The organism is Serratia sp. CY43202 (assembly GCF_052168755.1).
Classification (GTDB): Bacteria; Pseudomonadota; Gammaproteobacteria; order Enterobacterales; family Enterobacteriaceae; genus Serratia; species Serratia bockelmannii.
Map to the genome: position 1 here is coordinate 32,803 of NZ_JBJNMB010000013.1, position 21,593 is coordinate 54,395.

A 21,593-nucleotide genomic window follows, 5' to 3' on the forward strand; every position below is an offset into this window, starting at 1 on the left:
ATCCAAACTCCGTTTTTATTGCCGATAACCAGCCTTTTTTAACATCTTGCTGTTAATAAAAGCATTAGAAATTTCGCGCTGGTTTCCATCGCTGACTATGCTTTTTGCAGCTAATCCTTCAACCGAGAAACCGAGACTGCAGATGAAAAACCCCCCGAAACTGGCCGCCGGCGCCGTGGTGGCCGCCCTGTTGCTGAGCGGCTGCGTGGCGCCAGGCCACCAGGCTGTGTCACCCATCCCGGCTTGCCGTACCGGCGATCCGATGATGCAAACAACGCTCTACTTCGGCCTGAACCGCCCTGCGGGGCCGGCGATCACTGCCGCCGAGTGGCAAACCTTCGTTGATAGCCAGGTGACGCCGCGTTTTAAAGACGGGCTGACGGTCTTTGATGCCAAAGGACAGTGGCTGGGTCACGACGGCAAGCTGGCGCGCGAGAACAGCAAGGCGCTGCTGCTGATTCATGCGCAGGGCAAAGAGAGCGAGGCGAATATCGAGGCGCTGCGCAGCGGCTATAAGCAGCAGTTCGCGCAGGATTCGGTAATGCGGGTGGATGCGCCGGTGTGCGTGGCGTTTTAAAACGAACTCCCGGCCATGCGGCCGGGAGTGGGGATTACAGCACCAGGCCGGCGATGGCCGCCGACAACAGGCTCACCAGCGTCGAGCCGTAAACCAGCTTCAGGCCAAAACGGGAAACCACGTTGCCTTGCTGCTCGTTCAGCCCTTTGATGGCGCCGGCGACGATGCCGATGGAGGCGAAGTTGGCGAACGACACCAGGAACACCGACAGAATGCCCAGCCCGCGCGGCGACAGCTCCGCCGCGATCTTCTTCAGTTCAATCATCGCCACGAATTCGTTGGCTACCAGTTTGGTCGCCATGATGCTGCCCGCCTTCAGGGCCTCTTCCGCCGGGATGCCGATCAGCCAGGCCAGCGGATAGAACACGTAGCCGAGGATCTGCTGGAAGCTGATGCCGAGCACCGCAGAGAACAGCGCATTGACGGCGGAGATCAGCGCGATAAAGCCGATCAGCATCGCCGCGATGATCATCGCAATCTTGAAGCCGGCCAGAATGTACTCGCCCAACATTTCGAAGAAGCTCTGATCTTCATGCAGTTTGTTCAGCTTCAGCTCCGGCTCGTCTTCAACCTGATATGGATTGATGATCGACAGGATGATGAAGGTGCTGAACATATTAAGGATCAACGCCGCCACCACGTACTGCGCGTCGATCATCGACATGTAGGCGCCGACGATGGAGAGCGAAACCGTCGACATGGCGGTCGCGGCCATGGTGTACATGCGGCGCGGCGAGATATCGCCGATGATGCCTTTATAGGCGATAAAGTTCTCCGACTGCCCCAGCACCAGCGTGCTGACGGCGTTGAACGATTCCAGCTTGCCCATGCCGTTGACCTTGGACAGCAGGGTGCCGACCAGGCGGATGATCAGCGGCAGGATGCGGAAATGCTGCAAAATGCCGATCAGGGCGGAAATAAAGATGATAGGGCACAAAACGCCGAGGAAGATGAACGCCAGACCATCCTTGCTCATGCCGCCGAACACGAACTCCGATCCTTGGGCAGCGTAGGCGAGCAGGGTGTCGAAGAAGCCGGCGACGTGTTTGATCACGCTGAGCCCGCTGGCGGAGTGCAGGAAGAAATAGGCTAGCGCGCCTTCGATCACCAACAGCTGGATGATATAGCGCAGGCGGATTTTCTTGCGATTATTGCTGACCAGCAGCGCCAGGGCGATGATCACCACCAGGGCCATAATAAATTGCAGAATTTGTGGCATAAACGGTCCGTACGGTTCACGGGCAGGAAAAAAACACATTTAGCCACAGCATCGCCATCCTTTCATTACCTTGCGTGATAATTAGAACAAAATACTTATGGCATGCGGGATATCTTGCCGATTGTCATCCGCACGCGCTGCTCGGCAGTTTTTCATAAGCCCCCGGTGAGCCGTCTCCCCAGAGGCCTGCCGGCTCGCAACTTGATGCAATCACCGTTACTTATGTGCAAACGCCTGGAATTTGGTTCGCAATCGGCGATTTTTCCCGACGTAAAGCGTGGTTTTCTTGGCTGAGGAAGAGAAACATGTTTGGAACAGGCGCCGTGACCGGCGCGCATTTTCTCGGACAAGGAGGCGAACGATGAATATTGGCACTTTGCTCAGGGCGCTGGCCAACGGCGTTAATCCCGACACCGGCGAGCTGTTGAAACCGGCTTCAGCGGCCTGCGCACCGGAGGCTATCCGGCTGCTGTTCGCGTTAGCCAACGAGTTTGGAGGTGAGGCCGAACTGCAGAAAAAAGCCCGGTTGACGCCGGAGGAGAAACGGCAGAAGAATCTGGTCGAGGGCCGACCTGCCAATGCCTACTTCCCCTGGCCGAAAGAGGAAAAACTGCGGCTGCGCGAGAGCCATGCGGCCGGGGCGACGCTGGAAGCGCTGAGCGATGAGTTCGAGCGCTCAACCTGGAGCATTGCGGTGCAGCTGCAGAAAATGGGGTTGATCGGTGAGGAGCAGGTGGCCGCCTATCGCTGATTTGCAGCCATAAAAAAGCCCGCGTGGCGCGGGCTTGATGACATTAGGGGCAGGATCACTCGATATTCTGGATCTGCTCGCGCATTTGCTCGATCAGCACTTTCAGCTCGATGGCCGAAGCAGTGACGTCGGCATTGATCGACTTGGAGGCCAGGGTGTTCGATTCGCGGTTGAACTCCTGCATCATAAAGTCGAGGCGGCGGCCGACGGCTTCTTTCTTTTTCAGGATGTTGTGCGTCTCTTTCACGTGCGCTTCCAGACGGTCCAGCTCTTCGGCGACGTCGATACGCTGCGCCATCAGCACCAGCTCTTGCTCCAGGCGGGTGTTTTCCAGCTGTACCTGCGCCTCTTCCAGCTTGCTGACCAGGCGCTCGCGCTGCCATTGCAGGATGTTCGGCATCTGGGCGCGCACTTTGACCACTTCGGCGCTGACGCCGTCGAGGCGTTGTTCGATCAGCGTCTTCAGCGCGGCGCCTTCGCTCTCGCGTGCGACGATAAAGTCATCCAGCGCGCCGTCCAGCGCCTGCATCAGCTCGACGCTGATGGCGTCCAGATCCTGCTCCTGCGCGGACATCACGCCTGGCCAGCGCAGCACGTCGATCGGGTTGATTTCCCCTTCGTCGCTCTGCATTTTCACCCAGTTGGCGGCTTCGACCAGCTGTTTGGCCAGTTTTTCGTTCAGGATCAGCGAGCTTTGCGCGCTTGGATCCAGTTCGAAACGCAGGTTGCATTCGACTTTGCCGCGGGTCAGGCGGCCACGGATACGTTCACGGATCACCGGCTCCAGGCTGCGGAATTGCTCCGGCAGACGGATGTAGGTTTCTAAGTAGCGCTGGTTAACGGAACGCAGCTCCCAGGCTGCGCTGCCCCATTCACCCTTGATTTCACGCCGGGCGTAGGCGGTCATGCTGCGGATCATTGATGCGTACCCGTAATAGGAAAAGATGGGGCGATTATAGCGTCGCGACTGCGGGCAGGATAGGCATTACGTCACGAAGCCCGTATAATGCGCAGCCAATAGTTGATTTGAAGCCGGAGAGAGCCCATGCGTCCTGCAGGCAGAGCACCACAGCAAGTTCGCCCCCTGACACTGACCCGTCACTATACCAAACACGCTGAAGGTTCAGTGCTGGTTGAGTTTGGCGATACCAAAGTCTTGTGCACCGCCACGGTAGAAGAGGGCGTTCCGCGCTTCCTGAAAGGCCAGGGGCAAGGTTGGATCACCGCCGAGTACGGCATGCTGCCGCGCTCCACCCACAGCCGCAACGCACGTGAAGCCGCCAAAGGCAAACAAGGTGGCCGCACGCTGGAGATCCAGCGCCTGATCGCGCGCTCGCTGCGCGCCGCGGTGGATCTGAAAAAGCTCGGTGAATTCACCATCACCCTCGACTGCGACGTACTGCAGGCCGACGGCGGTACCCGCACCGCCTCCATCTCCGGCGCCTGCGTGGCGCTGGCCGATGCGCTGAACACCCTGGTGGCCAACGGCAAGCTGAAAGCCAACCCGATGAAGGGCATGGTAGCGGCGGTTTCCGTCGGCATCGTCAACGGCGAAGCGCTGTGCGATCTGGAGTATGTGGAAGATTCCGCGGCGGAAACCGACATGAACGTGGTGATGATGGAAGACGGCCGCATGATTGAAGTGCAGGGCACCGCCGAAGGCGAGCCGTTCAGCCACGATGAGCTGTTGGCGCTATTGGCGCTGGCCCGAGGGGGCATCGAAACCATCTTCCAGGCGCAGAAAGCGGCGCTGGCGGACTGATTTTTTAAGGCGACTGAGAAGTCGCCTTTTTTATGCCCGACGATCGGGCGGCAGTAATGACAAGACCCAAGCAGATTCAGACGAGGAGAAGCAGTAATGAAAGCCTATCAGCGCCAGTTTATCGAGTTCGCGCTTAACAAGCAGGTATTGAAATTCGGCGAGTTCACCCTGAAATCCGGCCGCACCAGCCCGTATTTCTTCAACGCCGGCCTGTTTAATACCGGGCGCGATCTTGCGCTGTTGGGGCGCTTCTACGCCGAAGCCCTGATGGACTCCGGCATCGATTTCGATCTGCTGTTTGGCCCGGCCTATAAAGGCATTCCTATCGCCACCACCACGGCGGTTGCGCTGGCGGAACACCATGAGCGCGACGTGCCTTACTGCTTTAACCGCAAGGAAGCCAAGACCCACGGCGAGGGTGGTTCGCTGGTCGGCAGCCCGCTGCAGGGGCGTGTGATGCTGGTGGATGATGTGATCACCGCCGGCACCGCGATCCGCGAGTCGATGGAAATCATCGGCGCCAGCGGCGCTTCGCTGGCGGGGGTGCTGATCTCCCTCGACCGTCAGGAACGCGGCCGCGCGGATATCTCCGCCATTCAGGAAGTGGAACGCGACTATCACTGCAAGGTGATTTCGATCGTGACGCTGAAGGACCTGATCGCTTATCTGGAAGAGAAACCGGAAATGGCGGACCACCTGGCGGCGGTGCGCGCTTACCGCGAGCAGTTCGGGGTATAAATAAAAACGCCGGGCATGCCCGGCGTTTTCGTTATTGCAGCTGTGCCGCCAATAGCGGCCAGCGGGCGTCGAATTCCTGCGTTGGACGATAGCGGAATTCCGAACGCACATAGCGCGACAACATGCCTTCGCAGAAGGCCAGCAGTTGGCTGGCCAACAGCGTTTCATCGACGATGAAGCCTTTGCCTTCGCGCAATTTGCGCTCTTTCAGCACCTGACGCAGCTGCGCCTCGATGCGTTCGAACAGCTGGTTGATGCGGCCCTGCAGGCGATCCTGTTCAAACATCAGCGCGTGGCCGGTCATGATGCGCGTCAGCCCCGGGTTGCGTTCCGCAAAGCCCAGAATCAGCAGTAAAATCAGGCGCAGACGATTAAACGTCTCTTTCTCGTCCTGCAAGATCAGGTTGATGCGGGTGATCAGGCTGTCTTCGATAAACTCGATCAGACTGTCGAACATCCGTGTCTTGCTGGGGAAATGCCGGTACAGCGCAGCTTCAGAAACACCCACGTTCGCGGCGAGCTTGGCGGTGGTAATGCGCTGGCTGCCGTCGCTGGATTCCAGCATCTGGGCTAACGCCTGCAATATTTCCTCGCGCCGATTCCTTTTCGTATTTTCTTTTTCTGCCATGTCTGATTAGACCCTTGCTAAAACTTAACTGACGGAAACCCGGGCACCGGCCGCTGCAGAGCAGGCTCTGTGCGGCTTATGTGATAGCTTTTTTACGATGCTGGGGTCAGCGGCCTTAACGGCCTTTTTCCGCGCTGCCTGGTGTGCGCTGCAATTGTCGCGGTAAAACCTTGCCGCAGAGACATCCTTCTCCCCGGAAAGGCAAGGTTCAGGCGACGTTTCCCTGCCGGCCATCGTGCATTGGGTGGCGCTTAGTGGCGCCCCGAGTGGCCGAAGCCGCCTTCGCCGCGCTCGCTACTGTCGAACTCTTCCACCAGGTTGAATTCGGCCTGCACCACCGGCACGAAGACCATCTGCGCGATGCGTTCGCCCGGCTCGATGGTGAAGTGCTTCTGGCCGCGGTTCCAAACGGACACCATCAGCTGGCCCTGGTAATCGGAGTCGATCAGGCCGACCAGGTTACCCAGCACGACGCCGTGCTTATGGCCCAGGCCGGAGCGCGGCAGGATCACTGCCGCCAGGCCGGCGTCGGCGATGTGGATCGCGAGGCCGGTGGGCAGCAGCGTGGTTTCACCCGGCGCCAGCTCTACCGCGCTGTCCAGGCAGGCGCGCAGGTCGAGACCGGCGGAGCCCGGCGTGGCGTAGGTCGGTAGCGGGAAATCCTGACCGATACGCGGGTCGAGGATCTTAACGTCGATTTTTTTCATCATAACGGCTGACTATCTCGTCTATTAAACGTTGGCCAAGGAGTGCCTTGTCGCTCAGCGCCAGGCGCTTTTCTCCATCCTGCCAAAAAAGGTGCAGGGCATTGGTGTCGCTGTTGAACCCGTGCTCTGCAAGCGATACATCGTTAGCGCAAATCAAATCCAGCTTCTTACGCGCCAGTTTTTGCCGCGCGTATTCTTCCACATTCTGGGTTTCGGCGGCAAACCCCACGACAAACGGTCGATTTTTGGTCATCGCGGCCACGCCGGCGACGATATCGGGGTTTTTTACCATCTTGAGGACGATTTCATCACCCTGTTTTTTTATTTTTTCATCGGCGATCTGCTCGGGGCGGTAGTCGGCCACGGCGGCGCAGGAGATGAAAATCTGCTGCTGCGCCGCGCGCTGTTGCACCGCCTGCTCCATCTCCAGCGCGCTGGTGACGTCCACTCGGGTGACCGATGGCGGCGTCGGCAGGCTGACCGGCCCGGCGATCAGCGTCACCTGCGCGCCGCGGGCGGCGGCGGCGCGGGCGATGGCGAAGCCCATTTTGCCGGAGCTGTGATTGCTGATGAAACGTACCGGATCCAGCGCTTCACGCGTTGGGCCGGCGGTGATCATAACCTGCAAATGTTGCAGATCCTGCGGGGCGGAGAAATGCGCGTTCGCCAGGTCGACGATGTCCAGCGGATCCAGCATGCGGCCCGGGCCGACGTCGCCGCAGGCCTGGCTGCCGCTGTCCGGCCCCCAGAGCAGCATGCCGCGCGTCTGCAGCGTTTGCAGGTTGGCCTGCGTGGCGGCGGCGCGATACATCTGCTGGTTCATGGCGGGGGCGGCGGCGATAGGGGCGTCGGTCGCCAGGCAGACGGTAGTCAGCAGATCGTTGGCCATGCCGGCGGCGACGCGCGCCAGCAGATCGGCGGTCGCCGGCGCCAGAATCACCAGATCCGCCCACTTGCCCAGTTCGATGTGGCCCATGGCGGCTTCGGCGGCGGGATCCAACAGATCGTCGGACACCGGGTAGCCGGAAACGGCCTGCAGCGTCAGTGGCGTAATGAACGCCTTGGCGGCGTGGGTCATCACCACGCGCACTTCTGCACCCCTGTCGCGCAGGCGGCGCACCAGCTCTGGGCATTTGTAGGCGGCGATGCCGCCGCTGATGCCAAGCACAATATGTTTGCCGGAAAGTCCCGTCATCATCATTGTCCGATTGAAAGCCGAAAGATGCGCCATTTTAGCATATCCGCCGTTCAGGTGAGTGATTCCGCAATGGCTGCAGGGCGTTACATTGTGCTTTGCGAAACACTTCGCAATGTTATCAAACACCTGTCGAACGCGCCGGGCAGCACATGGCATGCTGTAGCCCTTTCAGGGAGGAACACGATGAGCAACCCGATTGTGGCGTGCTGGCCGGGCGCGCTGGCGCCGCGTGAAAAGCTGTTGATGCAGGGGGCGGCGGCGCTGTCCGACGCAGAGCTGTTGGCCATTTTCTTGCGCACCGGATTGCCCGGCGTGCACGTGATGCAGCTGGCGGAGCAACTGCTGCGCCGGTTCGGCTCGCTTTATCACCTGATGTCGGCCGATCATCAGGCTTTTTGTAGCCAAAAAGGCCTGGGGGATGCCAGCTATACGCAGCTGCAGGCGATTGCCGAGCTGGCGCTGCGCTTCTTTTCCAGCCATTTGTCGCAGGAAAACGCCATGCTCAATCCGCGCGTCACCCAGCATTATCTGCAAAGCCTGCTGGCCCATCGCGAGCGAGAGGTCTTTTTGGTATTGTTTTTAGACAATCAGCACCGGGTTATTCGCCATCAGGAGATGTTTGCTGGTACCATCAGCAGCGTCGTCGTCTACCCGAGAGAAATTGTGCGTGAAGCGTTGAAGGCTAATGCCGCCGCGCTGATTCTCGCGCATAATCACCCCTCGGGTAAGGCTGAACCCAGTCATGCCGACCGTTTGATAACGGAACAGGTGGTGAAAGCCTGTCAGTTATTGGAGATCCGAGTGCTCGATCATTTGGTGATCGGTCGGGGTGAATGCGTCTCTTTTGCCGAGCGCGGATGGCTTTAAGCGATTTTTTCGCGATCCTTGTGGGATCTTTAGCTGTTCGGGACTTGAGCACTTACGCTTCAGAGCGTATACTACGCCACCTTTGAGAATCTTGGGTTTGGCGCAAGAGCCTATCTCAGCAGGTTTCTGGCCTGATGTGTGGTTTCTACCTGATGACGAGAGTCTCCTCAGTATGAAGTTTGCTGAGATGGGCTCTAAAAGCCTGACGAGGCGGCCATACCCTATACGAAGCTCGAGCTGATTTGATTTTTGGAGAATAGACATGTCCCGAGTCTGCCAAGTTACTGGCAAGCGCCCGGTGAGCGGTAACAACCGTTCCCACGCAATGAACGCGACCAAACGCCGTTTTCTGCCTAACCTGCACTCACACCGTTTTTGGGTTGAGGCTGAGAAGCGCTTTGTAACTCTGCGTGTATCTGCTAAAGGTATGCGTGTTATCGATAAGAAGGGTATTGAGACGGTTCTGGCCGATCTGCGTGCCCGTGGTGAGAAGTATTAAGGAACTGAATCATGGCTAAAGGTGTTCGCGAGAAGATCAAGCTGGTTTCTTCTGCTGGTACTGGTCACTTCTATACCACCACGAAGAACAAGCGTACTAAGCCGGAAAAATTGGAACTGAAGAAATTCGATCCAGTTGTCCGTCAGCACGTAGTATACAAAGAAGCTAAAATTAAATAATTTTAGTGGATTAATGAAAAACCCGGCCTTGGCCGGGTTTTTTGTTTTATAAAGGGTAGAAAACGTCGGAGGGGAAGCCAGATGCCTGAATTACCGGAAGTTGAGACGAGCAGACGCGGTATAGAGCCTTATCTTGTCGGCCACAGCATTCAGTATGCGGTGGTGCGCAACGCGCGCCTGCGCTGGCCGGTTTCCGAGCAGATCCTGACGCTGAGCGATAGGCCGGTGCTCAGCGTGCAGCGCCGAGCCAAATACCTGCTGATCGAGCTGGAGAACGGTTGGATTATCGTGCACCTGGGCATGTCGGGCAGCCTGCGCATGCTGCGCGAGGAGAACGAAGATGAAGCGGGCAAACACGACCACGTCGATTTGGTGATCAGCAACGGCATGATCCTGCGCTATACCGATCCGCGCCGTTTCGGCGCCTGGCTGTGGTGCGAAGACCTGGCGACCAGCAGCGTGTTGGCGCATCTGGGGCCGGAACCGCTGAGTGAAGCGTTCAACGGCGACTACCTGTATGAAAAATCACGCAATAAGCGCACGCTGATCAAACCGTGGCTGATGGATAACAAGCTGGTGGTCGGCGTCGGTAACATTTACGCCAGTGAATCGCTGTTCAGCGCCGGGATCCTGCCCGATCGTCCGGCGGGATCGTTGAGCAAAGCCGAAGCGGAACGGCTGGTGAAGACCATCAAGGCGGTGTTGCAGCGCTCCATCGAGCAGGGCGGTACGACATTGCGCGACTTTTTGCAGTCGGACGGCAAACCGGGGTATTTCGCGCAGGAGTTGCAGGTTTACGGGCGGGCGGGAGAACCTTGCCGCGCGTGCGGCACGCCGATCGAATCCGCCAAGCACGGGCAGCGCAGCACCTTCTTTTGCCGGCGCTGCCAGCGCTGAGCATCACTCGGCGGCGAGCTTCGCCATCAGCGCCTGCGTAACCACGTCAGGCAGGAAAGGCGCGATATCGCCGCCGTGACGCGCGACCTCTTTCACCAGTGAAGAGGAGATGAACGACCACTCTTCGGAAGGCATCAGGAACACGCTTTCCAGCGTCGGCATCAAATGGCGGTTCATGTTCGCCAGCTGCAATTCGTACTCAAAGTCAGACACCGCCCGCAGGCCGCGCACCAGGATATTGGCATTCTGGTGAGCGGCAAAGTGCGCCATCAGCTCGCTGAAACCCAGCACTTCCACATTGCCCAGATGCGAGGTGACCTGCGTCGCCAGCGCCACGCGCTCATCCAGGCTGAACAGCGGCTTTTTGCTCGGGCTGGCGGCGATGGCCAGAATCACGTGATCGAACATCAGCGACGCGCGCGTCACTAAATCCAGGTGGCCGTTGGTCATGGGATCGAAGGTCCCGGGATAGATGGCTTTGCTGGTCATGATTCACTTCTCTGAGTAGTTGCGGCCCAATGCCCATAATGCGGCATATTTATTGAAGGTATATTGCGCGTTGACCACCGCTAACAGCAACCCCTGTTTACCGTCAAGGAAACCGGCCCGCAGCAGCCAGGTTTTGACGAAGGCACCGAGCGTGTGGGTCAGGATGGACAGATAGCCGCAACGCTTGCCGGCCCGGTGGCGTTGCGTGGCCCACTCTTCGGCATAGCGCAGCTGTTTGCGCTGGAAGGCGAAGAAGTCGCGGCAGGTCAGGTGCAGCATATCGCCGCTGAGGGGGATCACTTTGGCGTCGCCGATGTTCAGCGATTCGTGCACCAGATCGTCGTTATAGCGATAGCGTTGGTTGGCGTACAGGCGGTTGACGCGGTCGGGATACCAGCCGCTGTGGCGCATGAAACGGCCAAGGAACAGGTTGCGCCGCGCACAGCTGTAGACGGCGCCGTCGTCCGGTGCGTTCAACACCCGCTCGATGGATTGCCGCAGCTCGGGGGTGACGCGTTCGTCGGCGTCGATCATCAAAACGTAGTCATGACTGGCGTAGCTTTGCGCCAGCTGACGCTGCTTGCCGAATCCTTGCCAGTCGGTGTGCGTGAAGACTTTGGCGCCCAGACTTTCGGCGACGGCGACGCTGTCGTCCTCGCTGCCGGAGTCCAGCACGATGATTTCATCGGCCCAGGCGACAGAGCGCAGGCAGTCCGGCAACAGCCCGGCTTCGTTTTTGGCGATCATCACCACCGACAGGCTTTTGCGGCTGCTCATTCAGTGGCTCCGGGGCGGCAGATGCGGTTCAAGCAGCTGCAGCAGGCGCTGCAACGCTCCCTGATTCTGATACAGCACTTCCACCGCATGGCGGCCGTAGTAGCGACGGTAATCTTCGTCGGTCAACAGGGTTTCCACTTCCTTCACCAGCGAATCCACGTCGGTCACGGTGATCAGGCCTTCGGCCTGCGAGAGCTTGGCGCAGATGTCTTTAAAGTTGAAGGTATGTGGGCCCATCAGCACCGGGATGGCGTGCGCGGCGGCTTCCAGCGGGTTGTGCCCGCCGCGTTCCACCAGGCTGCCGCCGACAAAGGCCAGATCGGCGATGCCGTACAGCAGCATCAGTTCGCCCATGGTATCGCCGATCACCACCTGGGTGCTGCCGGACGGGATTTCGCCGCTGCTGCGCAGGGTGTAGCTGAAGCCGGCCTTCTGCACCAGCTCTTTGGCGGTCGGGAAGCGCTCCGGGTGACGCGGCACCAGGATCAGCAGCAGGTCGGGGTGTTTTTCCAGCAGTTTGCGGTGCGCTTCAAGCAGGATGGTTTCTTCACCGTCATGGGTGCTGGTGGCGATCCACACCGGGCGGCGCGGCGCCCATTGGCGGCGCAATGTAACGGCGCGGGCGGCCAGCTCCGGGGTGACGGAGATATCGAATTTCAGGCTGCCGGTTACGGCCAGCTGCGAGCGTTTCAGGCCCAGTTCGATAAACCGATCGCCGTCTTCCTGGTTCTGTGCGGCGATTAGCGTAATGCGGCGCAGCATATCGCGCATGAATCCGCCAATTTTCTTGTAGCCGGCGGCGGAACGAGCCGACAGGCGCGCATTGGCGATCACCAGGGGGATTTGCCGCTGATGCAGTGCGTTGATCAGGTTAGGCCATAGCTCGGTTTCCATGATGATCACCAGCTTGGGATTCACCTGGTCGAGGAAGCGGTTCATGGAACCGGGCAGATCGTAGGGCAGATAGACATGATGCACGTCTTTGCCGAAAGCGGACTGGACGCGTTCTGAACCTGTCGGGGTCATTGTGGTCACAGTTATCGGCAAAGCGGGGTAACGATGGCGCAGCGCCCGCACCAGCGGGATGGCCGCCAGCGTTTCGCCGACGGAGACGGAATGCAGCATAATGCCGCCCGGCACGACTTTCCCGGCGCAGAAGCCATAGCGTTCCGCCCAGCGTTTACGGTAGGCTGGAGCTTTGCGGCTGCGCAGCAGTAAGCGGAGCCAGATCAGGGGTTGGATGAGGTAGAGTAGTACCTGATATAAACGCAGCAACATTCTATCAATTTCATTTATATGGGTTATTCGGAATAGTACCATAACTGGAAGGGAAAGGCGCTAATTTGGTAACCTTGGGTGTCAGTTTCAGACAACCGGCGAGCGATTTCGCCGATAGGCTCGGAATGAAGAATATTTTAATTATTCGCCGCGACAACATCGGCGATCTTGTTTGCACTACGCCCTTGATTGAAGGGGTGAAAATTGCCTATCCAGACGCAAAAGTTTATCTGCTGATCAATAAAGTCAGCCAGGACGTTGTTAAAAACAACCCTCATCTCGAGAAAGTCTTTGTCTATAAAAAGGCCAAGCACAAGGCGAAAAATGAAACGACGTTGGGCGTTTATTTCGAACGTCTGATGATCTTCCTGAAGCTGCGCAAAATAAAGTTCGATGCGGTCATTCTGGCCAACCCGGTGCCTTGCAAATACAGCCTGCGTTTAGCAAAAATGGCCGGCGCCACCCATATCATCGGTGCCGATCTGGGCACGAAAGAGATTCAGCGCCCGTTCCGCAAGGACGATTTCCGCGGCCTCCATCAGGTTGAACACACCTACAGCTATTTATCGGCGATCACCGATCAAGCCATTCCGATCCCGCCGGTGCGGGTATTCCTGACGCCGGAAGAGCGGCAATTGGCGGTGCAGCGGCTGCAGGAACGTCTGCCGTCGGTCGAACGGGTATGCGCCGTGCATATCAGCAGCCGCAGCCCGAAAAGACGCTGGCCGGTTGAACGCTATGCCGAAATCATCAACCGTCTGACCGCCGATCCCCACACCGGCGTGCTGATCTTCTGGTCGCCGCAGGGCACGCTGGCGCCGGACGACATCGGCGATCGGCAGCGCGCCGAACAGCTGCTGGCGCTGTGCCAAAACGAACGCGTCGCACTTTATCCGACGGCGTCGGTGCGCGAGCTGTTGGGCGGGTTTGATTTATGCGGCCGGGTGCTGTGCAGCGACGGCGGGCAGATGCATCTTGCCGCCGCGTTGAATAAGGACATGGTGGTGTTCTTTGGCGATACCGATAAAACGTCCTGGCATCCATGGACTGGCCGCCATCATATTTTGCAGAGTGAATCGGGGCACTGTGAAGATGTTTCTGTCGATGAGGTTTGGCAGAAAATGCAGGCACTCAGCTAACGAAGAAAATAAGGCAGGTATCACCTGCCTTATTTATTTTTTTATTATTTTTCTTTCAGCTCAATATATTGACGGCAAATAGGGTCCAGCCCATAGCTCAGCAATTGCTGTTGATTTATCTGTGGCGGATTGGCGTAAATTTCCGCCATTTTTTCTGCCAGCGACGCTTCGTTTAATTCCGCCAACGCGTTAGCCATGCCGGCTTTTTCCAGAATTTCCGCAGGGCCGCCCGGACAGCGGGTGCTGACCACCGGCGTGCCGCACAACAGCGATTCTACCAGCACGTTGCCAAACCCTTCACTGTCGGAGCTGAGCACCAGCAGCGAGGCATGGCGAATAAATGGGTAGGGATTGGCCTGGAAACCGAGGAATAGCACGCGCTCTGCGATGCCCAAGTCTGCCGCCAGACGTTTGACCTCGGCGACGCGGGCGTCATCCCCGGTGCCGATCAAAGCCAGCGGCGCCTGAATGCCGGAGAGCGCATAGGCTTTCAGCAGGCGGTCATGCCGCTTGGTGGCGTGAAAGCGGCCGACGTGCACCAGATACTCCTGGCCGGCCAGTTCGCAAGGCGCCGCCGCCTGTTGATGAATGGCGTCGATATCGAACGGATTGTTGATGACCGCCAGGCGGCGCGGGCGGATCGGCAACTTCTGCTGCAGATCGTCGCCGACCGCCTGTGAAACGGCGACGATATTTCTCCCCTGGTAAACGTTGGCGATTTTACGTTGCTTGAGCCAGCGATCCAGGCCTTTGCGGTGGCCGAGGTAGGAAGTGGAGAGAATGCCGTGAATGCAGAACCACAGGCGATCCGCGGCCAACCGCTTGCTGCGGCTGACGATGCGATCGGTTTTATGCAGATTCGAGAACACCAGATCGAACGCGCCGTGTTGGCGCTCGTGTTCGGCTATTGCCCGATCCAGCGCGGCGGCGCGGCGTGAGAGCTCGGTCAGCTTGCGCCAGGGGGCACGGCTGCGATCGGCCACCACCTGATAATCAATGCCCGGCGGGATAGGGTAATTGCAGACGTCGCGCAGCGAGATCAGACTAACTTTATGCCCCTGTTGCTGCATGCCCTGGCACAGGGTCAACACCACTTTTTCCGCGCCGCCTCCCGGCAGGCCATCGATGATCATCAGAATACGCATAGCTAATCCAGTAACCGGTTATAGAGGGAAATGAGCTGTTCGGACAGATGCGCCGGCGTGGCCGTCATAATGCGCAATCTCGCCGCTTCGCCCATGGATGATCCCAGCGCCTGGCGCGGCAGCGCCCGAATGGCCTCCGTGATGGCCGGTACGTCGAGCGCGTCCGTCACAAAGCCGTTCTGGCCAGGGGTGATAAACTCGGCGCCGCCGCAGGTGGTGCTGGTGACAACCGGCAGGCCGCAGGACATGGCTTCCAGAATCACATTCGGGAACGGATCGTACAGCGTCGGCAGCAGCAGCGCATCCGCGGCCTGATAGAACGGCAAGGTCTGTTTCTGCACGCCCATAAAGTGAATGCGATCGCCGCAGCCTAGCGACTGCGCCAGCGCCCGGTAGCGTTTTTCGGCCTTGTCTTTGCCGACCACCAGGAGGTGGCTGTCGGTCACCGCCACGGCGCGGATGGCGGCGGCCAGCCCTTTGCGCTCGAAACCGGAGCCGACGAAGACCAGGCAGTGCGCCTGTTGCGGGATCTGATATTGCTCGCGCAGACGCCGGCGCTGGGCCTCGTCGGCGGGCGGGAACTTTTGGTTGTCGATGGCGTTATAGATCACCGTGATTTTGTCGGCGGGCACGCCAAAGTCGGCGATGATTTCCTGCTTGATCATCTCGGCGTTGCAGATGACGGCTTTCAGCTCCGGCGCGGCGTACATGGCGCGTTCGGCGCACATCACATAGCGGTGATAGCGGTTGGAGAACAGCCACTTGCGGCGCCACTCCGGCAGCAGACGCGCGCGTTGCAGCAGCCAGCGGCGGTGTACGCCGTCGCCGGCGCGGTAGATGTCGCAGCCGGGAATGCGTTCGTGGCTTTGCACCAGATCGAAGCGCTCTTTCTGCCACAGCGCCCTGGCCGCCACGGCGAAGCCCCGTTCGCGGCTGATGCGGCCGAGCTTTAACGGATTGCACAGGTGAATGTGCCAGTTGGGATTGGCGTCACCTTGCCATTCGCGGGTGATGACGTTCAGATCGAGATCCTGTTGTTCCAGCGCTTCCAGGGCGCGGGAAACGAAACGTTCGGCTCCGCCGTCCGGGCGGTATTTTTGGCGAACGATCGCCAAACGAAATGCTTTCATGCCAGCGTGCTCCGCGCGGCTGCAATCACCGCGTCTGTAGGAATAAGGTCGAGATACCGTTCGTCGGTGCCGGTATCAATGGCGTCCGGATCGGGCAGTTCGCCGAAGTCGCCGGCCCAGATCACGGCGCCGGTAGCCTGCCACGGCCGCCAGAAAGTCAGCTTGGAAGGGCCGAACAGCGCCACGCACGGCGTTTGCAGCGCGGCGGCCATGTGCATCGGCACTGAATCCACGCCGATAAACAGCTTGGCGTGATCAATCAGGGCGGCCAGTTGGCGCAGCGTCAGCTGGCCGGCCAACGAGATTACGCCCTGCGGCGGGCAGAGCGCCAAAATGCGCTCTACCATGGCTTGTTCTCTGGCGTCGGGGCCGGAGGTGATCACCAACTGGTGTCCGTCGGCCTGCAAGGCGGTGAGGGTGGCGGCCATTTTCTCTTCGCTCCAGCATTTGAAGAACCAGCGCGAGGTGGGCTGCACCACAATATAACTGCCGGCGACGCCCTGTTTCTGCAACCGTTGCTCACAGGTCTGCCAATCCTGCGGATCGTAACTCATGGTGACATGCTCATTGAGCGTGGGCAGGTTCAGCGGCGCCAGCAACGAGAGATTTTGTTCGACGGTATGCAGGTGGGCGTGATTGTCCACCGGCACCAGCTGCGTGTGACAGTGGCGCCACAGGAAGCCGCGGCGTTTGGGGAAATCGAAGCCCAAACGGATGCGCGCGCCGGTCAGGCGCGTGATGATGGCGCTGCGCCACTGATCGGCCAGATTGACCACCAGATCGTAGCGCTGCGCCTTCAGGCGGCGCAGCAGCGCCAGCTCGTGCCCCAGATGCGCGCGGACGCCCTGTTTCTTCCATTGGCGGTCGATGGCGAACAGCGTCGACAATTCCGGATTACTGGCCAGCATCTCCTGCGTTTCCTGATACAGCAGCACATCGATCTGCGCCTGCGGGTAGTTTTGCCGCAGGCTGCTGATGACCGGCGTGACCAGCAGCATATCGCCGTGATGGCGCAGTTTTATGATCAAAATACGCTGTACGGATGGGGCGGAAGTTAGTGCTGGCGCGTCGTTCATCATGAGTCGCTTTCTGGGAAACCAATCTTTGATTCTAAATGACCCGATCGCATGTGGCTACTGTTGCACGGTTTTCTTGCCGGGCCGCAAAAAAATCGCCGAGCCGGGGACGAATGCGCTTCAACGTTGTCCAAACCAGGCAGCAAAGTCGTTTGCCCTGGCGAAACGGCCTGCGTAACATAGTGCATTCTGTTGATATCAGGCTCGATATTCATGACTAAACCGGCGTTTCTCATCACCATTGATACCGAAGGCGATAATCTGTGGCAAAACCACGATCGCATCGCGACCGAAAACACACGTTTCTTGCCGCGCTTTCAGGCGCTGTGCGAGAAATACGCCTTCAAGCCGGTTTATCTCACCAACTATGAAATGGCGATGGACCCGGCCTACGTCGAGTTCGCGCGCGACGTGATCGCCCGCGACGCCGGCGAGGTCGGCATGCACCTGCACGCCTGGAACAGCCCGCCGTTGACGCCGCTGACCGACGATGACTGGCGCCACAAGCCTTATTTGATCGAGTATCCCGCCGATCAGATCCGCGCCAAGGTCGATCACATGACCAAGCTGCTGGAAGATGCCTTCCAGACCAAAATGCTTAGCCATCGCGCCGGCCGTTGGGCGTTCAACGAATACTATGCCTCACTGCTGCTGGAATACGGCTATCAGGTGGACTGTTCTGTGACGCCGCGGGTCAACTGGCAGTTTTCGCCGGGTAACCCGCAGGGCAACGGCGGTACCGATTACAGCCGGTTCCCGTCGCAGGCCTATTTCATCGATCCGCAGAACATCGCCAAGCCGGGCGCTTCGGCGCTGCTGGAAGTGCCGATGAGCATCCAGTACAAGCATTCGGCGCTGATGAATGCGTTCAAGCAGGGCTATGATCGGCTGCGCGGCAAGCGCCGTTCGCCGTCCGTCAACTGGCTGCGGCCGAGTGGCGGCAACGTGGCCAAGATGATCAGCGTGGCCGAGACGTCGCTGGCGCAGGGGCATGACTACGTCGAGTTTATGCTGCACTCCTCCGAGTTTATGCCGGGCGGCAGCCCGACGTTCAAAACTGAACAGGATATCGAAGTGCTGTACCGCGATCTGGAGCAGCTGTTTGACTGGCTGCAGCAGCGCACGGTGGGCATGACGCTGGCCGAGTATTATCAACTTAAAGCGAACTAAGCACGCACATGTCGAAGAAATGGAAAATCAAGGTTGCCGACTGGTTCTTGCGGCGCTATACGGCGAAGTACGGCCGTTTTCAGGACAAGGCGACGTTCGACGGCGCCCAGCAGTTTGACAATATCGTCATCTATTCCACCACGGCGTTGGGCGACTTCATGTTCAACACGCCGGCATTGAGGGCGATGCGGGAACGCTACCCCAACGCGCACATCACGCTGGTGGTGCACAAGAAAAACCGCGAGCTGGTGGAAAACGGCCGCTATTACGATCGCGTGGTGTATTGGGACAGCAAGATCAAGACGATACGCCCGTTGCTGAAATCGCTGCGCGAACATCAGCCGGATTTGGCGCTGATCCTGCACTCCCATCTGCCTTATGACATCATCAGCGCCGTACTGGCCGGGGCGAAGTACATTATCCGCGATAACTACAGCTCGGGCATTTGCGGGCTGGAGCCTTGGCTGACCAACTATGTCTTCCATTATTACGGCCACTTCGTGCACCGCAAGCTGGAGCTGATTTCCATTTTAGGTTGCCGCAGCGACGATCCGACGATGGAAATTCCCGTGGATTATCAGCGCGGCGTCAAAAGCAGCGACCACCCCACCATCGGGTTTCAATTGGGGGCATCTACGGAGTCGCGTTGCTGGCCGGTTTCACACTATGCGCGGCTGGCCGATGAGCTGGTGGCGAAGCACCCCAATGTACGCATCGTGCTGATTGGTGCGCCTTTTGACGACGGCAAGGCCAAACAGTTTATGAGCTTAATCGGCCCGCAAACGCAGGCCTGCGTGGATAACCAGATCGGCAAAACGGGGCTGCAAGGCTTGCTGACGTTGCTCGACAGTTTCCATGTTCTTGTCACCGGCGACACCGGGCCGCTGCATCTGGCGGTGGCGTTGAAGGTGAAAACCATCAGCCTGTTCGTGACCGCCGATTCACGCTCCACCGGGCCGATTCAGGATCCTGAACTGCACCGCATCATTCAGGTGTCGCGTACCGGCTATACGATGCCGCTGGAGGCGGAAAGCCCGATGGGGGTTATTCAACCGCAGCGGATTTATGACGAACTGGTCGCGCACGTGCCTTTAGCGCGCTAAAGGTGCGGCGACGCATCGGCCGCGAGGCCGATGCGGTTAGCGCGGCCTGCGCCCGCGCAGCTTCGAAAGAAAGGTATCCACTCGCGCATAGCGCATCTGACGGACTTTTTTGCCTGGCACGTCGCTGTTGCGGCAGATATCGGCGGCGCGGCGCAGGATATGCAGCGTTGCCGGCGCGTAATGGTAATAGCCGTACACCGCCTTCGACATGCTTTTCACCTCGGAAAAGCAGTTGGCCAGCATCAGGGCGGCCAACCGGCGCAGCGGCTCATCCCCAGAATGCTGCGCCACAAAGCGCAGCATTTTCTCCATAGCGAACAACAGATCGTCAATATCTTTGGGTTTGATATTGCGAGTGATGCCCTGGCTGTTGTCCCGATAGAAGTAGAGTTCGCACTCAAGATGGGCGATGCGGCGAGTTTTGAAATACTGAAAAGGCGTGAAAATCACGTCTTCATAGCGCCTGCCGTCTTCGAACGCTTCCCCTGCCAGCAGCGTGCGTTTATATACCCGGCTCCAGAGATGCCACATTGAGCGCGCGAACAGCGGTTGCAGGCAGCTCAGCCCCAACTGTGAAAAGTCGTAGGCTACGGGCTGCGTCGCGCGGTTCTCGGATTTCGGCGGTTGTTCGGTGAACTTCTGATAATTAAAATCGATCAGGTCATACTCACCGGCGATCAGCAGGGGATGCAGGATCGCCAGATAGTCGTCGCTTAGCAGATCGTCGCCGTCGAGAAAGGTGACGTAGCGCCCGGTGGCTTGCTGCAGGCCGACATTGCGGGCGTGTGCAATACCGCCGTTGGCCTGAGAAATAAAAGCCACCTGCGGATGCTGCCGCTGCGCCAGATACCGGCTGACCAGCGCCCCCGACGCATCGGTAGAGCCATCGTCGATGATCACCACCTCAATATCATCAGAAATCTGCGTAAATAACGAATCCAGCGCAGCGATGATGAACGCTTCGTTATTATAAAACGGCACGATAACGCTGAGCAGCGGTGGCTGAATGTTCACGCGGCCTGCTCCTGTGTGGAAGTCTGTCTCGCCACGGAGAGCACTCCGGCGATCAGCGCCAGACAGAACATGGCGGTGCCTTCCGTGCTGAAGAAGATGACGTCGCTCAGCCCGTAAACGAACAGGCTGGCGCTCACGCTCAGCAACAGCGCGTTGCGCTGCGGCCGGAACGAAGAGAAGAACAGGCAGACATAGAGTGCCAGCAGCAGCAATACGCCCCAGACGCCCTTGAGCGAATAGGTTTCCAGCAGCTCGTTGTGCAGGTGGACGTTGATATAGGGCATAACGCCAGACAGGCGAGGTTGCTGTGCGACCATCGCACGGATCTCTTCGCCGCGCTGTTCGGCGGATTGGCCCCAGGGGGCTTGTGAGCCGGTACGCCATGCCAGCGTTTGCATCGACAGCCGTGAAATGATCGAGTTTTCAGTCTGTGGCTGATCCATCAGACGCATATCGGTCTCAAAGGCCTGAATGCGTTCTTCTATCTGCGGTTTAAACACCAGGCCGCAGGCTACGAGCAGCAGCGGTACCGAGGCCATCAACGCGAGCTTGTGTTTTCTGGAAACCAGTTGCTTGGTGGCCAGCAGCGACAGACAAATCGCCACCGGGTAGACCAGCATCGCCGCGCGGGTGCCGGTGAGCACCAGCGCAGAGAAGGACAGCAGGAATGCCGCAATGTATAACACCAGACGGTAGCGGGTGCGCAGCATCAGGATGGCTTGCATCATGACCAGATCGATGGCGGTCATCAGGTAGGCGGCGACCGTGGCGCGATCGAAGTTGAGCTCTACGCGCGGGATATCCAGACGCAGCCCTTGATAGAGGGAATAACCGTTGATCGCCAGACCGGTGACGAGAGCCACAACGATCAACAGGCGCTGCACGCACAACCGCTCATTGAGCGCAATCAGCAAGATGAAAGCGGTCGCGAGCTGCAGTTTGCCGGTCGACATATAAGAGCGATAGATATTGATGTAGTCACCCGGCTGTTTGAAGTGATGCATCCAGAGGATGGTTCCCATACCTACGCTGAACATCAACGCGGGCAGCAGCAGATTTCTAACGTTGCTGAAGTAGTAGCGCGGATACAGGCAAACGGCGATAAAGGCGATGTAGCTGGAAACGTAAAACAGATTGCGTCCGGTCGCGGAACCGAAAGGGATGGTGCAAAAAGCGATGGCGCACCCCAGATAGATCAGATAGCTGAAGGCAGGGTGCGGCGTTCTGTATTTTAGCATCGGGCGTGTTTT

At 58.8% G+C, this 21,593-nt stretch carries 24 protein-coding genes; 11 read left to right on the top strand and 13 right to left on the bottom strand.

What is annotated here, in order from left to right; genetic code table 11:
* The first annotated feature begins 142 nt into the window (after positions 1-142).
* The gene (locus ACJ8J5_RS23175) at positions 143-577 is read left to right on the top strand and encodes a DUF3574 domain-containing protein (protein WP_049209087.1); all 435 of its coding nucleotides are present in this window, start codon (positions 143-145) and stop codon (positions 575-577) included.
* A gap of 34 nt (positions 578-611) precedes the next feature.
* Here ACJ8J5_RS23175 and ACJ8J5_RS23180 read toward each other — a convergent pair whose 3' ends face one another.
* Positions 612-1,796: a NupC/NupG family nucleoside CNT transporter gene (locus ACJ8J5_RS23180; RefSeq protein ID WP_004931212.1), complete on the bottom strand. Its 1,185-nt coding sequence runs from the start codon at positions 1,794-1,796 to the stop codon at positions 612-614.
* A 361-nt stretch (positions 1,797-2,157) separates the two neighbouring features.
* Here ACJ8J5_RS23180 and ACJ8J5_RS23185 point away from each other — a divergent pair, with 361 nt between their 5' ends.
* On the top strand, positions 2,158-2,547 hold the full coding sequence (locus ACJ8J5_RS23185) for a hypothetical protein (protein WP_414105097.1): 390 nt from the start codon (positions 2,158-2,160) through the stop codon (positions 2,545-2,547).
* Positions 2,548-2,602: 55 nt separating this feature from the next.
* Here the strand turns inward: ACJ8J5_RS23185 and ACJ8J5_RS23190 are convergent, their stop codons facing one another.
* Positions 2,603-3,466 (bottom strand): YicC/YloC family endoribonuclease, encoded by an 864-nt coding sequence (locus ACJ8J5_RS23190; protein ID WP_025304701.1) that lies wholly within the window; start codon positions 3,464-3,466, stop codon positions 2,603-2,605.
* Between the two features lie 126 nt (positions 3,467-3,592).
* On the opposite strand from ACJ8J5_RS23190, the gene rph reads away from it, so the two are divergent.
* Positions 3,593-4,309, top strand: a complete 717-nt coding sequence (gene rph / locus ACJ8J5_RS23195) for a ribonuclease PH (RefSeq protein WP_025160305.1) — start codon at positions 3,593-3,595, stop codon at positions 4,307-4,309.
* Positions 4,310-4,405: 96 nt separating this feature from the next.
* Positions 4,406-5,047 (top strand): orotate phosphoribosyltransferase, encoded by a 642-nt coding sequence (pyrE, locus tag ACJ8J5_RS23200; RefSeq protein ID WP_049205345.1) that lies wholly within the window; start codon positions 4,406-4,408, stop codon positions 5,045-5,047.
* A gap of 31 nt (positions 5,048-5,078) precedes the next feature.
* Here the strand turns inward: pyrE and slmA are convergent, their stop codons facing one another.
* The 3 genes from slmA to coaBC form a co-directional block, all read right to left on the bottom strand.
* Positions 5,079-5,675: a nucleoid occlusion factor SlmA gene (slmA, locus tag ACJ8J5_RS23205; RefSeq protein WP_025304700.1), complete on the bottom strand. Its 597-nt coding sequence runs from the start codon at positions 5,673-5,675 to the stop codon at positions 5,079-5,081.
* Positions 5,676-5,926: 251 nt separating this feature from the next.
* Entirely contained in the window at positions 5,927-6,385 is a 459-nt protein-coding gene (dut, locus tag ACJ8J5_RS23210) for a dUTP diphosphatase (protein WP_016929680.1), read from the bottom strand.
* Positions 6,363-7,580 (bottom strand): bifunctional phosphopantothenoylcysteine decarboxylase/phosphopantothenate--cysteine ligase CoaBC, encoded by a 1,218-nt coding sequence (gene coaBC / locus ACJ8J5_RS23215; RefSeq protein ID WP_038630299.1) that lies wholly within the window; start codon positions 7,578-7,580, stop codon positions 6,363-6,365. Before coaBC ends, dut begins: the two co-directional genes overlap by 23 nt.
* A 183-nt stretch (positions 7,581-7,763) precedes the next feature.
* On the opposite strand from coaBC, the gene radC reads away from it, so the two are divergent.
* From radC to mutM, 4 genes are all read left to right on the top strand, one after another.
* Positions 7,764-8,447, top strand: coding sequence for a RadC family protein (gene radC / locus ACJ8J5_RS23220; protein WP_025304698.1), 684 nt, complete (start codon positions 7,764-7,766; stop codon positions 8,445-8,447).
* A 262-nt stretch (positions 8,448-8,709) separates the two neighbouring features.
* Positions 8,710-8,946 (top strand): 50S ribosomal protein L28, encoded by a 237-nt coding sequence (gene rpmB, locus ACJ8J5_RS23225; RefSeq protein WP_004931195.1) that lies wholly within the window; start codon positions 8,710-8,712, stop codon positions 8,944-8,946.
* A gap of 11 nt (positions 8,947-8,957) precedes the next feature.
* Positions 8,958-9,125, top strand: a complete 168-nt coding sequence (gene rpmG / locus ACJ8J5_RS23230; RefSeq protein ID WP_002442576.1) for a 50S ribosomal protein L33 — start codon at positions 8,958-8,960, stop codon at positions 9,123-9,125.
* An 81-nt stretch (positions 9,126-9,206) separates the two neighbouring features.
* A complete protein-coding gene (gene mutM, locus ACJ8J5_RS23235) occupies positions 9,207-10,022 on the top strand; it encodes a bifunctional DNA-formamidopyrimidine glycosylase/DNA-(apurinic or apyrimidinic site) lyase (RefSeq protein ID WP_025304697.1) in 816 nt (271 codons plus the stop codon).
* Between the two features lie 3 nt (positions 10,023-10,025).
* Here the strand turns inward: mutM and coaD are convergent, their stop codons facing one another.
* The 3 genes from coaD to waaA are packed head-to-tail and all read right to left on the bottom strand — an operon-like array spanning position 10,026 to position 12,566.
* Positions 10,026-10,511, bottom strand: coding sequence for a pantetheine-phosphate adenylyltransferase (gene coaD, locus ACJ8J5_RS23240; RefSeq protein ID WP_033631353.1), 486 nt, complete (start codon positions 10,509-10,511; stop codon positions 10,026-10,028).
* A gap of 3 nt (positions 10,512-10,514) precedes the next feature.
* Positions 10,515-11,288 carry a glycosyltransferase family 2 protein gene (locus tag ACJ8J5_RS23245; RefSeq protein WP_025304696.1) on the bottom strand — a complete coding sequence of 258 codons (774 nt, stop codon included), beginning with the start codon at positions 11,286-11,288 and terminating at the stop codon, positions 10,515-10,517.
* The gene (waaA, locus tag ACJ8J5_RS23250; RefSeq protein ID WP_025304695.1) at positions 11,289-12,566 is read right to left on the bottom strand and encodes a lipid IV(A) 3-deoxy-D-manno-octulosonic acid transferase; all 1,278 of its coding nucleotides are present in this window, start codon (positions 12,564-12,566) and stop codon (positions 11,289-11,291) included.
* A 125-nt stretch (positions 12,567-12,691) separates the two neighbouring features.
* On the opposite strand from waaA, the gene ACJ8J5_RS23255 reads away from it, so the two are divergent.
* Positions 12,692-13,705 (top strand): glycosyltransferase family 9 protein, encoded by a 1,014-nt coding sequence (locus tag ACJ8J5_RS23255; RefSeq protein WP_414105096.1) that lies wholly within the window; start codon positions 12,692-12,694, stop codon positions 13,703-13,705.
* A gap of 44 nt (positions 13,706-13,749) precedes the next feature.
* Here the strand turns inward: ACJ8J5_RS23255 and ACJ8J5_RS23260 are convergent, their stop codons facing one another.
* Genes ACJ8J5_RS23260 through rfaQ form a run of 3 tightly spaced genes read right to left on the bottom strand, consistent with a single transcriptional unit; the run spans position 13,750 to position 17,059 of the window.
* Positions 13,750-14,850, bottom strand: a complete 1,101-nt coding sequence (locus tag ACJ8J5_RS23260; protein ID WP_099817565.1) for a glycosyltransferase — start codon at positions 14,848-14,850, stop codon at positions 13,750-13,752.
* A gap of 2 nt (positions 14,851-14,852) precedes the next feature.
* Positions 14,853-15,980, bottom strand: coding sequence for a glycosyltransferase family 4 protein (locus ACJ8J5_RS23265; protein ID WP_025304692.1), 1,128 nt, complete (start codon positions 15,978-15,980; stop codon positions 14,853-14,855).
* The gene (rfaQ, locus tag ACJ8J5_RS23270; RefSeq protein ID WP_043141032.1) at positions 15,977-17,059 is read right to left on the bottom strand and encodes a putative lipopolysaccharide heptosyltransferase III; all 1,083 of its coding nucleotides are present in this window, start codon (positions 17,057-17,059) and stop codon (positions 15,977-15,979) included. The genes ACJ8J5_RS23265 and rfaQ overlap by 4 nt, the downstream gene beginning before the upstream one ends.
* A 210-nt stretch (positions 17,060-17,269) precedes the next feature.
* Here rfaQ and ACJ8J5_RS23275 point away from each other — a divergent pair, with 210 nt between their 5' ends.
* The gene (locus ACJ8J5_RS23275) at positions 17,270-18,226 is read left to right on the top strand and encodes a polysaccharide deacetylase family protein (protein ID WP_025304690.1); all 957 of its coding nucleotides are present in this window, start codon (positions 17,270-17,272) and stop codon (positions 18,224-18,226) included.
* Between the two features lie 8 nt (positions 18,227-18,234).
* On the top strand, positions 18,235-19,329 hold the full coding sequence (locus ACJ8J5_RS23280; RefSeq protein WP_414105095.1) for a glycosyltransferase family 9 protein: 1,095 nt from the start codon (positions 18,235-18,237) through the stop codon (positions 19,327-19,329).
* Positions 19,330-19,365: 36 nt separating this feature from the next.
* Here the strand turns inward: ACJ8J5_RS23280 and ACJ8J5_RS23285 are convergent, their stop codons facing one another.
* Entirely contained in the window at positions 19,366-20,343 is a 978-nt protein-coding gene (locus tag ACJ8J5_RS23285; protein WP_414105094.1) for a glycosyltransferase, read from the bottom strand.
* The gene (locus ACJ8J5_RS23290; RefSeq protein WP_043141024.1) at positions 20,340-21,581 is read right to left on the bottom strand and encodes an O-antigen ligase family protein; all 1,242 of its coding nucleotides are present in this window, start codon (positions 21,579-21,581) and stop codon (positions 20,340-20,342) included. The genes ACJ8J5_RS23285 and ACJ8J5_RS23290 overlap by 4 nt, the downstream gene beginning before the upstream one ends.
* Between the last annotated feature and the right edge of the window lie 12 nt (positions 21,582-21,593).